At 45.2% G+C, this 13993-nt stretch carries 14 protein-coding genes; 5 read left to right on the forward strand and 9 right to left on the reverse strand.

The features are described from left to right. Positions 1 to 21 precede the first annotated feature (21 nt). Positions 22 to 807 (reverse strand): hypothetical protein, encoded by a 786-nt coding sequence (locus tag GM612_RS09930; RefSeq protein WP_155432211.1) that lies wholly within the window; start codon positions 805 to 807, stop codon positions 22 to 24. A gap of 198 nt (positions 808 to 1005) precedes the next feature. Here GM612_RS09930 and GM612_RS09935 point away from each other — a divergent pair, with 198 nt between their 5' ends. Further along, complete coding sequence (locus tag GM612_RS09935; RefSeq protein WP_155432212.1) at positions 1006 to 1464, forward strand: low molecular weight protein-tyrosine-phosphatase; 459 nt, start codon at positions 1006 to 1008, stop codon at positions 1462 to 1464. A gap of 126 nt (positions 1465 to 1590) precedes the next feature. On the opposite strand, the gene GM612_RS09940 is transcribed toward GM612_RS09935, so the two are convergent. Continuing rightward, positions 1591 to 2292, reverse strand: coding sequence for a class A sortase (locus tag GM612_RS09940; RefSeq protein WP_155432213.1), 702 nt, complete (start codon positions 2290 to 2292; stop codon positions 1591 to 1593). Positions 2293 to 2469: 177 nt separating this feature from the next. Between GM612_RS09940 and GM612_RS09945 the strand changes: the two genes are divergently transcribed. Then, positions 2470 to 3714: a multidrug efflux MFS transporter gene (locus tag GM612_RS09945; RefSeq protein ID WP_155432214.1), complete on the forward strand. Its 1245-nt coding sequence runs from the start codon at positions 2470 to 2472 to the stop codon at positions 3712 to 3714. A 120-nt stretch (positions 3715 to 3834) separates the two neighbouring features. Here GM612_RS09945 and GM612_RS09950 read toward each other — a convergent pair whose 3' ends face one another. The 5 genes from GM612_RS09950 to GM612_RS09970 form a co-directional block, all read right to left on the reverse strand. Continuing rightward, entirely contained in the window at positions 3835 to 4086 is a 252-nt protein-coding gene (locus GM612_RS09950; RefSeq protein WP_155432215.1) for a type B 50S ribosomal protein L31, read from the reverse strand. 105 nt (positions 4087 to 4191) lie between these two features. Beyond that, on the reverse strand, positions 4192 to 5472 hold the full coding sequence (locus GM612_RS09955; RefSeq protein WP_155432216.1) for a UDP-N-acetylglucosamine 1-carboxyvinyltransferase: 1281 nt from the start codon (positions 5470 to 5472) through the stop codon (positions 4192 to 4194). A gap of 233 nt (positions 5473 to 5705) precedes the next feature. Further along, the gene (gene pyrG, locus GM612_RS09960; RefSeq protein ID WP_155432217.1) at positions 5706 to 7316 is read right to left on the reverse strand and encodes a CTP synthase; all 1611 of its coding nucleotides are present in this window, start codon (positions 7314 to 7316) and stop codon (positions 5706 to 5708) included. A gap of 351 nt (positions 7317 to 7667) precedes the next feature. Further along, entirely contained in the window at positions 7668 to 8327 is a 660-nt protein-coding gene (rpoE, locus tag GM612_RS09965) for a DNA-directed RNA polymerase subunit delta (protein ID WP_155432218.1), read from the reverse strand. Positions 8328 to 8371: 44 nt separating this feature from the next. Next, positions 8372 to 8815 (reverse strand): YwiB family protein, encoded by a 444-nt coding sequence (locus GM612_RS09970; protein ID WP_155432219.1) that lies wholly within the window; start codon positions 8813 to 8815, stop codon positions 8372 to 8374. A gap of 241 nt (positions 8816 to 9056) precedes the next feature. Here GM612_RS09970 and GM612_RS09975 point away from each other — a divergent pair, with 241 nt between their 5' ends. From GM612_RS09975 to yidA, 3 genes are read left to right on the forward strand one after another with little or no spacing between them, the layout of a single operon-like run. Next, positions 9057 to 9881 (forward strand): lipoate--protein ligase family protein, encoded by an 825-nt coding sequence (locus GM612_RS09975; RefSeq protein WP_155432220.1) that lies wholly within the window; start codon positions 9057 to 9059, stop codon positions 9879 to 9881. 27 nt (positions 9882 to 9908) lie between these two features. Next, on the forward strand, positions 9909 to 11258 hold the full coding sequence (locus tag GM612_RS09980; RefSeq protein WP_155432221.1) for an HD domain-containing protein: 1350 nt from the start codon (positions 9909 to 9911) through the stop codon (positions 11256 to 11258). A 15-nt stretch (positions 11259 to 11273) separates the two neighbouring features. Then, positions 11274 to 12080: a sugar-phosphatase gene (gene yidA / locus GM612_RS09985; RefSeq protein ID WP_155432222.1), complete on the forward strand. Its 807-nt coding sequence runs from the start codon at positions 11274 to 11276 to the stop codon at positions 12078 to 12080. A 277-nt stretch (positions 12081 to 12357) separates the two neighbouring features. On the opposite strand, the gene GM612_RS09990 is transcribed toward yidA, so the two are convergent. After that, positions 12358 to 12696, reverse strand: a complete 339-nt coding sequence (locus GM612_RS09990; protein ID WP_173021263.1) for a DUF3899 domain-containing protein — start codon at positions 12694 to 12696, stop codon at positions 12358 to 12360. A 274-nt stretch (positions 12697 to 12970) separates the two neighbouring features. Next, a complete protein-coding gene (locus GM612_RS09995; RefSeq protein ID WP_155432224.1) occupies positions 12971 to 13948 on the reverse strand; it encodes a ribose-phosphate diphosphokinase in 978 nt (325 codons plus the stop codon). Positions 13949 to 13993 lie beyond the last annotated feature (45 nt).

The following is a 13993-nucleotide window of genomic DNA, read 5'->3' on the forward strand; positions in this document are numbered from 1 at the left end:
AACCACCGCTGACTTGTCCGCTCATAAATCAATTTCATTTGCATTAAATGCTGTATCATCCGTGATTTGAAGCCCCCACTTTTTTTGCTCAACATCATAACTCATCGTTGCTACCTGACGAGTCGCATCGTAAACGTCCATTCGATCATGCCACCAGCTTTGACGTTCGGGATGTTCCTGAAGCCTCACTGGAACCAGATAGCGACGGCGACGTTCCACAGCTTGATCAAACGCAAAAATAACACCATCCGTAAAGGCCGTTTGCAACTGCTTGATCATGTCTCCCGGTACATCACTGACCGAAAATGGCCGGTTAAACATCATCCAGCGATTACTGTGTAAAAGCCGAAGATGACGTTTGAGCGAAACGTCTAGAATATGGTTAAAAGTCCGCATATTCCGGTAATACACTTTGGTAAAATCATCGCTAACAGTCAGAAACGCGTAGTCGTTTTGAAGTTTTGAATAGAGCGGCAAATGGTAGTGGGTTCCCATATGCGCCATGTACAATAGTTCGGCAATTTCGCCAGGCATCAGAAGGTCTAAATCATCCGTTTCATGGAAATCTAGCCATTCCTTTGGCTGAGCACTTTTATCCAGCAAAAATTCCCGCACCGAATTCTGACCGGTCACGGTTTGAAACCGCGTATGGCTGTTGACTTGATTTCCCTCAAGCCGACCATCGATCAACACAATTCGCTGCGGTACATCTGGCACACCATTCACGAAATCCGCGGGTGTAATGCCATATGAAATCACCAGGTTATTCACCTGCTCCCAATTAATGTAGACAAAATTACCTTGCATCTCTTTATTCACACTCTCTCAAATATTCACTATCCCATTGTACTACGAAACTGAAATAAAAAGTGGGTTAAAAAGGGAATATAGACAAATTTTATTGAAGGTATAGTGGCTAGTTATCAGGCGCGACATGACTCGCTTGACTGGTTTAGCAATATCCAATATGATTGTAGAAAACCGAGCAAAAGAGGAGACATTGAAATGACCAACGTTTTATTCGTCTGCCTGGGAAATATTTGTCGCTCCCCAATGGCAGAGGCAATCTTTAAAGAACTGGTTGCCAAACGTGGCTTAAGCGACCAGATTAAAGTCGATTCGTGTGCCACCAGCAGCGAAGAAGAGGGCAATCCGCCACATCCTGGTGCCCGGAAAGTGATGGCGGCTCACGGCCTTGATTACAGCTACATGCACTCACGTCCGATTACCCAACGCGACTTTGACTGGGCCAATTATATCATCACCATGGACAGTCAAAATGTCTTCAACCTTCGCCAAATGGCGCCCGCAGCAGACCAGTCAAAGATTCACCTGTGCTTAGATATTTTACCTGATAAACAGGGTCAAGAGATTCCAGATCCCTGGTACACTCACCGCTTCGAATATACCTACCAAGTTTTAAGCAGTGCTCTGCCAGCCTGGTTAGATCAAATAGCCAACTAATTTAAGCTTTTGAATGGCCTGATTAAGCTTTTTAGCTATCAACATCCACCATTAAAAAATGGTTTCCCGAACTTGGGAAACCATTTTTTAATGGTAAGAGGCCACAGTCTATGTTTTTAGGTAAGGCTACTTATTATTGAATTTAGCTGCGAACTCTTTTTGAATCTTCACTGGCGTATCGGAATACTTCGCGGTGTTGGTCAGCTTCCCACGAATCATTAATCGCCGGGCGCCCGTGGCATCACATGTGACTAAGGTGACGATATTAGCCCGAGTCTGATTCACCACGTCCACGCGTGTGGCAGCGATAAATTCTCGTCGGTAAACCTTATAGGTGAAAACCTTCTTCATGTTAGTCAGATAAATCTTATCACCCACCCGAGTTTTAAAATACAGGGGTGAAAAGAGGATATCTTTACGCACCATGTGGTGACCAGCCAGCGGGTAATTACCATGACCCATTTTTTGATCCGCTCGCATCGTGCCAGCAGCTAGGGCTAGGGTCTGATTAGAGACCCCCTTGGCAATCGGTAGATGCACGCTAGAACTCGGTACTAGGATCTGACCGATCGTCAGAATCTTTTGCGAATTCATGCGGGCTTTTGCCACCGTTGTAAAGTTTAAAGCCTTAGCATTTTTAAAGTTAAAATCAGCTTTTTTCCGATTGTTAGCATCCGCCGACTTAGCCGTAATTTTGGGCTGATAAGAACTGACCATGTAGTTTTTGATTTGTTGGTTAAAAATCAAGCCCAACGAAATCAAAATTAAGATTGTGAAACCAACCCGATACGCCCACTTCGTAAATTTACTTCTCCCAGAATTTTTCATGACATCCCCGCTATCCCCGTTGACACACTTTTGAAAGCGCCCAACAGTTGATTGCACGTGATTGGTATGGCTTGTTATCTACTGAAAACGTGCTAATCTATTAGTATTACTGTTTTATTTTACTCGTCCATTTTACCTGATTAAAGCCATTATTGAAAGAAAGAAGATTGATCTCATTTGACTGAACCAGAACCCACTATCTCCCATCCTAAACGTCCAGTTTGGCGCCGTAATTTATTTGTCCTGTGGTTTGGTACGTTTATGGCTGGTCTCGCATTTAGCGAAATCATGCCATTTTTATCCCTCTACGTGGATACTTTAGGCAACTTTACCAAGGACCAATTGAACCTGTACTCCGGGATTACTTTTTCTGCGACTTACTTGATGACGGCGATTGCCAGTCCAATGTGGGGTCGGCTGGCCGACAGAAAGGGCCGCAAATTAATGCTGATCCGAGCATCGCTAGGAATGGCGATCGTCATGGCGCTGATGGGTGCCGTCACCAACGTTTGGGAACTCATGGCGCTACGGTTCATTCAGGGGATCTTTTCTGGCTACATCAGTAACGCCAACGCACTGATGGCGACCCAAGCTCCGAAAAGCAAGAGTGGCCAAGCGTTAGGAACATTGGCCACCGGATACGTGGGCGGCTCACTATTTGGCCCTCTGCTAGGTGGTATTTTAGCTGAAATTTTTTCTTACCGCGTCACCTTTTTTATCACGGGTGCGCTGTTACTTTCAGTGTTCATCTTGAGTTATTTTTTTGTCACTGAATCCTTTAAACCGGTGGAAAAACAAAACATGCTTTCGACTAAAGAAGTACTCGGGGTCATTAAGCACCCAAAACTAGTCTTAGGGATGTTTATCACTACGCTGATTATCCAGGCCTCAAACATGTCGATTTCACCAATTTTATCCCTGTACGTTCGCGAAATCATGCCAAAGGGATCGGCTATCACGTTGTTTAGCGGCATCGTTGCCGCCATTCCAGGCGTGGCAGCCCTGTTTGCTGCACCGCAGTTAGGCCGCCTAGGTGATAAAGTGGGAACCGAATTGGTGCTCACAGTGGGATTCATTTTTGCCATATTGGTCTACCTACCAATGGCATTCGTCACCAACGTTTGGCAACTCATGTTTTTACGCTTTTTGATTGGAATCTCCAACGCGACGATGCTCCCGGCTGTTCAAACACTTTTGTCGAAAAATACACCGCCACAGGTCACCGGGCGAATCTTCAGTTGGAACCAGTCTTTTCAAGCCGTTGGTAGTGTCTTAGGCCCCATGATTGGCTCGACAGTCTCAACCGTTTTCGATTACTCTGGGGTGTTCATTTCTACATCCGTATTAGTATTAATGAACTTCCTGCTGTTCTGGCACAACACCGCAACGCTAAGACGCCAGCACTTGAAACATGAGAATTAAATCATTCCTGTAAGTTCTCAATTCTAGCTCATCGTCAAATAATATCCTTATGCGGCGTCACTTCGTCATAAAATACAAAAAGCCACCCACGCCGAAACGTGAGTGGCTTACTTGTTGTTATTAGTCGTTTTTGAGACCGTACTTCTTGTTGAAACGATCCACAGCACCATCTGCTTGGTTGAACTTTTGCTTACCAGTGTAAAAGGGATGTGAGTCAGAAGAAATTTCAACACGAATCAATGGATAAGTGTTGCCGTCTTCCCATTCAACAGTTTCTTGCGAAGTTGCAGTTGAACCGGACAAGAACTTGTAACCGGTACTTGAATCTTGGAATACCACTTGGTGGTAATCTGGATGAATTCCTTTTTTCATAATTATTACGCTCCTTTGCCCTGAATCATTGACTGAAACAGAGATTGATTATTACCGTCAACCTAAATAGAATATCATAAGAACACGGTCAGTTCAAGTAGCCAACTAGAATTCTTCGACTCGGTCTGAGTCTTCGATTTTCACGTCAGCATTCAAACCCGTGAGTTTCTCAACGATGCTGCCATAACCGCGCAAAATATTTTCCGCGTTGTTAATGGTGGTTTCACCATCCGCCATCAGCGCTGCAATCATGAGTGAAGCACCAGCCCGTATCTCTCCAGCTTCGACTTGGGCGCCCCTTAAATGATCAGTATGGTCAACCACGATCATGTCCTTTTCAGGCCTGATCTTCGCTCCCATCTTTTGCAACTCCGGAACGTGTTTTAGTCGTTGCGGGTAAATCGTATCCACAATGACACTGCTGCCCTTTGCCGTGAGTAATAATGGCGTAATGGGCTGCTGTAAGTCGGTGGCGAAGCCAGGAAACGGCATGGTTTTCACTTGGATTGCCTTCAAATTCTTAGAAGGACCAACGTACGCTGAGTCTTCACCAATCTGTAGATCAACGCCCATTTCAATCAGTTTAGCCGTAAACGACTCCAAGTGTTCTGGAATAATGTTATTAATATGAACGCCATCGCCAACTGCGGCAGCCATCGACAAAAATGTGCCCGCTTCGATCCGGTCGGGAATAATCGTATGCACGTTTGTCGCCCGCAGAACCGGCACACCTTCGACCCGAATAACATCGGTACCTGCACCACGAACGTGCGCACCCATGTTATTTAAAAACGTGGCAATATCAACAATTTCTGGCTCCTTAGCGGCGTTTTCAATGGTCGTTAAACCGGTTGCTTTGACCGCTGCTAAAATGGTGTTGATCGTGGCACCAACAGAGACAACATCCAAGAAGATTCGGGCACCATGAAGACCGCCCTCACCAGTTGTAATGTGAACCGTACCGTGGTCATCTTTGACTTCGGCTCCCAGTGCTTTAAAAGCCTTAATATGCTGGTCAATGGGGCGCGGGCCAATGTTATCACCGCCAGGAAAAGTAATGGTTGCGCGACCAAAACGACCTAACAATGCACCCATGAAATAGTATGATGCACGCAAGCTTTTGATTGCTCTGCTGGGCATCGGTGCTTCCACGATTTCAGTGGGGTCAATAGTCAATACGCCGTCCGCAAATTTGGAGTGCACATTCATGGACTCCAAAATGAGCATCAGATTATGAACATCAAGAATATCTGGTACCATATCAAATTTTACAGGTGTATCAGCCAGGATTGCCGCGGGAATCAGTGCGACCGTACTGTTTTTAGCGCCACCGATGTTGACGCTACCTGACAGGCGCCTTCCACCGTGGATTATCATTTTTTTCATGACCTATAATTCCTCTACTATAAAAATCGTGCTTCGGTGCAATCATCAATCAATGATAAATAATGAGCAGCTAAAATACAATAGTTTAACGTCGATTACGTCAATTTGTAATATTTGAGACAGTCAAATTAACTTTTCTTATTGAATTATTAGTAAAGCACGATTTTATTGCCTATTTCGTTAAAAAAGCCGCGTGACATCAACAATCACGTGGCCTCTTTATGACTCATTGTTTATTTATCATCATGCTGATGGTTAGCTGCCGCAACAAACGCTTTGAATAACCCTTCTGGGCGGTTAGGCCGTGAAAGAAATTCTGGATGATACTGTGAGGCGACAAAGAATTTGTTGGCCGGTAACTCAATAACTTCGACTAGATGATCGTCGGGCGAAGTCCCTGCAAAGACCATCCCGTGGGCCTTCATTTCATCGCGGTAGGCATTATTGAATTCGTAACGGTGACGGTGCCGTTCTGAAATCTCCGGCTGGTTGTCATAAGCTGCTGCAGCTACCGTATTGGGTTGCAGCTTGCAAGGATAAGCCCCCAGTCGTTGGGTACCACCCATGTCAACGACGTCAGTCTGATCGGCCATCAAGTCGATCACCTTGTGAGTGGTATTAGGGTTCATTTCGGTCGAGTTAGCATCTGTGTAGCCGAGGACGTGGCGGGCAAACTCCACGCTGGCCATCTGCATGCCTAAGCAGATACCTAAGAATGGTAGGTCATTTTCACGAGCGTATTGGATCGCCGTGATCATGCCCTCAATTCCGCGGTCGCCAAAGCCTCCAGGAACTAATAAGCCATCAGCATCTTTCAACGTTTCGGCGACGTTTTCTGGCGTCACTTTCTCGGAATCGATCATTTGCAAGTCAATGTCAGCATCCAGTGGATAACCAGCATGCTTCAAGGCTTCTGCAATTGAAATATAAGCATCATGAAGCCCCACATATTTGCCAACTAACGCAATCTTGATGGTTTTCTTTAAATGATTAACTTTGTTGACCATTGCTTGCCATGCATCCATATCTGCTTCCGGTGCCTGCACGTGCAAGTGATCCAAGACCAGTTGATCCATGCCCTGCTTCTTCAAGCGAAGCGGGATCTCATAAATCGTGTCGACATCCATCGATTCAACAACCGCATTTGGTTTAACGTCACAGAACAGGGCAATCTTCTTACGCATTGACTCAGTAATCGGCGCCTCTGTCCGAACCACCAAAATATTTGGTTGAATCCCCAGTCCACGTAGTTCGCGAACACTGTGCTGAGTTGGCTTAGTCTTCATTTCACCAGCTGCACGCAAGTAGGGAATCAAAGTTGTGTGGATGTAAACCACATTTTCGTCGCCGACCTCAGCTTTCATCTGACGAATTGCTTCCAAAAATGGTTGTGATTCAATATCGCCAACCGTCCCACCAATTTCCGTGATCACGATGTCGGCATTGAGTGTTTTACCCGCCCGCATAATCTTTTCCTTGATCATTCCGGTAATGTGGGGAATCACTTGAACTGTCGCGCCAAGATAGTCACCATGGCGTTCCTTTTCTAAGACTTCAGAATAAATCTTACCAGTCGTGACATTGGAATACTTGTTGAGGTCATTGTCAATGAACCGTTCATAATGACCAAGATCCAAGTCGGTTTCGGTCCCATCATTGGTAACAAACACTTCACCATGTTGATAAGGACTCATTGTCCCCGGGTCAACGTTAATGTAGGGATCAAATTTTTGGATGGTCACATTTAACCCACGGTTCTTAAGCAAGCGTCCAAGAGATGCCGCAACAATTCCTTTGCCTAGTGAAGAAACCACGCCGCCGGTTACAAAAATATATTTGGTCATTGTATAACTCCTCATAGATTAGTTTGGGGTGAAGCAGTCGCAAATTAATAAAAAACTCCCTATTCAATCGAATAGGGAGCGTTTATTTCGAACGTTGACCTTACGATTCCTCGTAAGGTGCCCAAAAAACATAATAACAAGATGTCTTGAATGCGTCAAGCGGAAACTTCATTTAGCAACCGTACCCCGCCCCAAGAAGATTTTTCAGGTTTCCACAAACTATCGGGCTAAGTATCAGCCATTCACATCAGAGCTAGGAGCCACCACCGTTTAGTTTGAATTCAAATCATTATTCAAAATTTAGACCAGTAAAAAAGCCCAACCAGTAACTGGCCGAGCTTAAACCAAAGCTTACTTCTTTTGCGATTCTTCCTCGTCGTCGGAGTCGTCCCCGTCGCTCAAGTCGTCATCGTCGTCTACGTTAAATTCTGAAAGTTGACCTTCGATACCGTCTGGCATGTTGTCACTGTCGTCATCATCGTCATCGTTACCGTCGTCGATGTCTGCCAAATCAGCTTTGTACTTGCCAAGCTCTTTTGCATCGTCATCACTTTCATCATCGTCATCATCATAGTCTGAGTCAAGATCGTCGTCATCTACATCAACGTCGTCTTGATCTTCAGGATCATCGTCATCGTAGTCGATCACGTCGTCATCATCAGCCGTATCGGCCAAGAAGGCGTTAACCTTCTTGTGCTTCTTGGTTTTTGGATGATCCTCATCTTCTTCGGCACCGACCGTTGCTTCATCGATCGATTCGAATGGATACCAGGTCCGTAAACCCCAGAGGTTATCACCTAACGAAATGAAACTACCATCAATGTTTAAGTCAGTGTAAAACTGAGACAAACGCTCGCGAATTTCCTCATCCGAGTCGCCCAGGTATGCCTGAACTTCATTGGCTAAGTCAACAAACGGCATGGCATCCCCGCGTTGGGCTAAGATAGCGTGAGCTACTTCAATCATCGACAATTCGTTTTTGTTTTGGCCTTCTAAGACTTTTAATTCCAAACTGGTGCACGTCCCTTCCACAGTCTACGAAACACTATACTCGGTTATACCGTAAATTGCAATCGTATCTCGTAATTTCCTAATAATTGTTCGCCGGCGTACAGCAGATAATCAATGGCCGCTGAGCCGCCAAATGGGCGTTCATGGAAGCCGACCCGTAGCTGCGGCGTCACAGTCTCAATTGGTATCAATCCATATGGTGTGCGGTAAGTTGCTCGAATGCGTTTACCGGCGCTAAAATGCATTCGTAAGTGATTCTCACCACTGCGAGTTAGTGCCACATCACCATTCGGTAAGAACTTCATCGTCACAGGTACACTACCATTTTCATCATCAGTTTCTGGCTCTTGATACCGCAAATAGATGGTCTCACCGATCTGCACAATTTGCCCCTCAACGTCGAGCGCATAGTCAGACGATTGACCATCCTGGACGGTATGAGTCGTTAAGTGAATGCCAACTGGAATGCTGGTTGACAAGTCATCCATTGCAACCCTTCCCTTCTGTTTTCAGTACGTTGTGTACATTATAACGCTTTTACCCAAGAATTGGCACGATTAAACTCGGCAAAAATTGGGTCGGTCAATGTGGGCAAACTGCCTGCTATTCGGCTTCTTTCAAGTAACGTTGGTGGCTTTGCTAAATGGGCTAGTCCAAAAGTAAGTGACGTGAACGTCATTTTCCGCTATAATGAAACCAGATTATCTGCTACAAATGATGAGGGATACCATGGAAAAACAACCATTATTTTCAAATTTACAAATCATTGATACACCGTTAAAACAAGCGGAAAAACTAGCTGCATTTGGCATGACCAACGCACTGCTTGATTTAAGTGGCAACACCAACCAAGCAATCTTACACTTTTGGACCTTGCCGCCAACTTTGATCCTTGGTCTTAAGGATCGGCACCTGCCTGAACTGCAGTCGGCACTCAAGATTGTCAGTGACCATGGGTACGACCACTTCATCCGTAACTCTGGTGGTTTGGCCGTTGTCAGTGACGGTGGCGTCTTAAACGTGTCGTTATTTATTCCGCAAACCGATTCACACCACCTATCTGTCAATGATGGCTACGAACTGATGAAGTCGCTCATTCAGCAAACGTTTCCGATGTTAGCAATAGAAAGCTATGAAGTCACGCATTCCTACTGTCCTGGAGATTACGACCTCAGCGTCAATGGTCGTAAGTTTGCCGGCATTTCCCAGCGCCGAAGTACCCAGGCCTTGGTCGTCATGGCCTACCTTAGTGTCCTGGGTGATCAGGACTTTCGCGGGGCAATGGTGCATGATTTTTACGATACTGGTCTAGCAGGACAGCCAAATGAATGGGATTTTCCAGACGTTTGGCCTGATAGCATGATCAACGTTGAAGAGGCTATGAATCAATCACTGTCACTGGACCAAGTGAAGGCCGCCATGCTTGCTGCCTATCAGCAACAAGGCATTCGGCTTGACCGTCACACGTTGATGACGTCGACTCAGACCCCAGAATTTCAAAAAGTATACAATAAAGAACTCGCCAAAATGCAAAAACGACAGCTTGGCATTTAAGACGATTACAGGAGGCGTTGGTAAACATTGCCATATCAAGCAGAACGGCTTCCGCGTGAAAAGGTTTTTCGCGATCCCGTTCATAATTACATTTACGTTCAGCATCGACTGATCTTAGATTTGATCAACACCAAGGAATTCCAGCGTTTACGACGAATCAAACAGTTGGGAACGGCGTCACTGGTTTTCCACGGAGCCGAACATACTCGGTTCACGCATTCTTTAGGGGTTTATGAGATCACTCGGCGAATTTGCGATAATTTCAAACGTAACTATCCATCAAAAACACCGGGTGACGGGCTTTGGGACGATAATGAGCGGCTAGTCGCGCTCTGCGCAGCCCTGCTTCATGATATCGGACATGGTCCATACAGCCACACTTTTGAACACATTTTCCACACTGACCACGAAAAAATCACCGCAGAAATTTTAACTTCACCAACGACTGAAGTCAATCAGGTACTACGCAGCGTTAGTCCAGAGTTTCCGGAACAAGTTGCCTCGGTGATTCAAAAAAAGTACCCGAATCCACAAGTCGTCCAGATGATTTCCAGCCAGATTGATGCGGATCGAATGGACTACCTGCTGAGGGATGCTTACCACACCGGAACAAAGTATGGTACGTTTGATTTAACGCGAATTCTGCGCGTGATGCGACCGTATAAAGATGGGATTGCCTTTGAAGTGAGCGGGATGCACGCGGTGGAAGATTACATTGTTAGCCGTTTTCAAATGTACCAGCAAATTTACTTTCACCCGACGTCTCGTTCCATGGAAGTCATTTTAAATCACCTGCTGCAACGGGCAAAAGAAGACTACTCAACCGGTGATAACGCTCATGAAGCAGGCGCTCCCTACCTATTATTCCCGTTTTTCAATCATCAGTTTAATTTAGATGATTACCTCTTACTCGATGATGGTACCCTGACGACCTATTTCGCCCATTGGCGCCAGTCGAGTGACCCTGTGCTTGCCGACCTTGCTCACCGGTTTTTGGATCGGAAACCGCTCAAGTCGGTTCGCTTTAACGATGAGACCAAAAATAAGATTCCGATGTTACGGCAGCTGATTGAAAAAGCCGGTTTCGATGCAAAATACTATACAGAAACCAACAATAGCTACGACCTACCCTACGATGCGTATGATCCGAAAATGAAGAAACCGATGACGCAGATCGAGCTGATGCAGTCGGATGGTCATCTGATTGAATTATCGACTGTCAGCGCCCTGGTCAGCGCGATCACCGGTAAGTTTTCCGGTGATCAGCGGTTCTTCTTTCCAAAGGAAATGCTGGAGGACAAGCAAGCCGACGTGGAGCTTTTTGACCCCATTTATAAATCTTTTCAACGCCATTTACACAATGACTACATTATTTAACAAAGGAGTATTTTCATGGCAATCAAACTGATCGCAATTGATATCGATGGCACTCTGGTCAACGATCAAAAACAACTTACCCAACATACGATTGATACCATAACGACCGCTCGTCAACAGGGCATCAAAGTTGTCCTGTGTACTGGTCGCCCAATTACGGGAGTTAAACAGTATCTGGCTCCGCTGGATATCAGCGGTAACAACGAGTACGTCGTGACTTTTAATGGCAGTCTTGCCCAGACGATTTCAGGCAAGGCCATTGTTCATCACAACATTACTTTAGAAGACTATATCGATCTGGAAGCGGCAGCTCGAAAGGGTGGTGTTCATTTTCATGTGGAAACCACCGATTATATCTACACCACCAACCGCAACATCAGTCCCTATACGATTGCAGAGGCATTTCTCATCAAGATGCCAATCAAATACCGGACTGCTGAAGAAATCACTGATAAATTAACGATTGTTAAGGGAATGTTTGTTGACGAACCAAAGCGACTATCCGCTTTCATTAAAAATTTCCCTGAGGTATTAAAGGAACGCTTTTACGTCGTTCAAAGCGAACCCTATTTCTTGGAAGCAATGAATAAAAAAGCCAGCAAGGGTAACGCGGTTGCTGAACTGGCAACCCAACTTGGTATCGCACAGGATGAAGTGATGGCCATTGGTGATCAGGGCAATGATTTGACGATGGTTAAATTTGCTGGCACTGGCGTTGCTATGGGTAACGCCATCGATGATTTGAAAAAGACCGCCCAATTCGTTACCAAGACCAATGAAGAAGATGGTGTCGCTTACGCCATTGAAAAGTTTGCACTTTAAGTTCTAAATCAATTGTTTTGGCTTTGCCCTTTCTTAAAGCGAGAATGTGAAACACACTGAAAGCAAACAAATAGCGTCGTGGATCCCAGTTTGGAATCTGCGACGCTTTTTCCTATCATGCCGAATTCTGAGTTTTGACGCAGGTTTAAGCTAGATGACCGTCTTAATAAAATTGAAAATTAAGGATTAATTGTGGCGTGAAGAAACTGGTCACACTATTAATAATCGTAGTTTTACCACAGTCCCATTTTTATATATTAGAACAATCATGAACTTATTATAGGGTCAGGAATATGCCAAGACCTAATAGAACAATGGCATTGATCAAACAAAACTTGGCATACCGGTTCACGATAATAGGACCATTCTTGACCGTTGCAACGTCTCGAGGTGCAATCTTTTCTTCTGGCAATGGGTCTTCACCCTTTCGTCGACGTCGATGCCAGCCAGCGAATAAGTGACCCTTTTCCAAAATAAAAAATGCCGATCCAATTAAAAAGACGAGTCCTAGCATAAACCAGACGTTGGCCACCACAATCAAGGAAGAAAGGGGGATGGCAATCACCCCGACAATTAAGATTACTGCGAGGGTCAGCAGCGCCCATCGATACTGCATTATAATTTTCACACTCATTCACCTATTCAAAAGTTATTGCTATCTAGCATAAGTGAGAATTGACGATAGCGCAACCCTAAAGCCGAAATCGTCAAAGCTTAAAAATCCCTGGGCCCTTTTATCGAATAAGCCTCACGCATAGGCGTCAATGATTCATGAAAGATCTTCGTTATCTGACAAAACAGGTGAATTCCCCAATTTTGGAGATTCACCTATTTTACCTCGACATATAAGCCGAAATCTGGTTTATCAGACTTATCTATTAATCATTAAACTAATCATTTCCCCGAAAACGATTATGAAACAGTGGGCTCACAGGGCGATTTTCGTGAATCCGGATGATGGCATCGCCAATTAATGGTCCAACGGAAATCTGCTTGATTTTATCAATTTGTTTTTCTGGTGGTAATTGGATCGAATCGGTCACAATCAGCTGTTTAATGGCTGATTTAGAAATCCGCTCGATTGCCGGACCAGAAAGCACGGGGTGAGTTGCACTCGCATAAACTTCCAGTGCACCAGCATCCATCAAAGCTTGAGCACCTAACGTAATCGTGCCGGCAGTATCGATCATATCGTCGATCATGATGGCACGCTTGCCTTTTACATCACCAATGATGTTCATGATCTCAGCCACGTTAGCTCGTGGTCGCCGTTTATCAATGATTGCAATCGGGGCCTTCAAAAATTCGGCTAGCGCCCGGGCACGACTCACACCACCGTGGTCTGGAGAAACCACAACGGCATTTTCAGCAATGCCATGATTCAAAAAGTAATCGGCCAGTAATGGTGCCCCCATTAAATGGTCTACTGGTACATCGAAGAATCCTTGAATCTGCGCAGCATGCAAATCGAGCGCTACGACTCGGCTGATACCAGCCTTTTCCAACATATTAGCAACTAGTTTAGCCGTGATTGGTTCACGCGACCGAGCTTTACGGTCTTGACGAGCGTAACCGTAGTACGGAATGACCACGTTGATTGTTTCAGCGCTTGCACGGCGCAACGCATCAACCATGATCAGCAATTCCATGAGGTTGTCATTTACGGGTGCGGATGTCGATTGAATCACGTAAACGTGGCAGCCACGAATACTTTCTTCAATGTTGATCCGAATTTCACCATCACTAAAACGGTCAACTGATGTTTTCCCAAGATCAACCCCAACGTGGTCAGCGATTTTCTGAGCTAGGGGTTTGTTGGAATTTAACGCAAAGATTTTTAACTTTGGGTCATTATATTTCTCTGACATGAGATCCTCCAATGGCATTTTCTACGTTCATTCTACAATATATCA

The organism is Secundilactobacillus folii (assembly GCF_009720675.1).
GTDB classification, from domain to species: domain Bacteria; phylum Bacillota; class Bacilli; order Lactobacillales; family Lactobacillaceae; genus Secundilactobacillus; species Secundilactobacillus folii.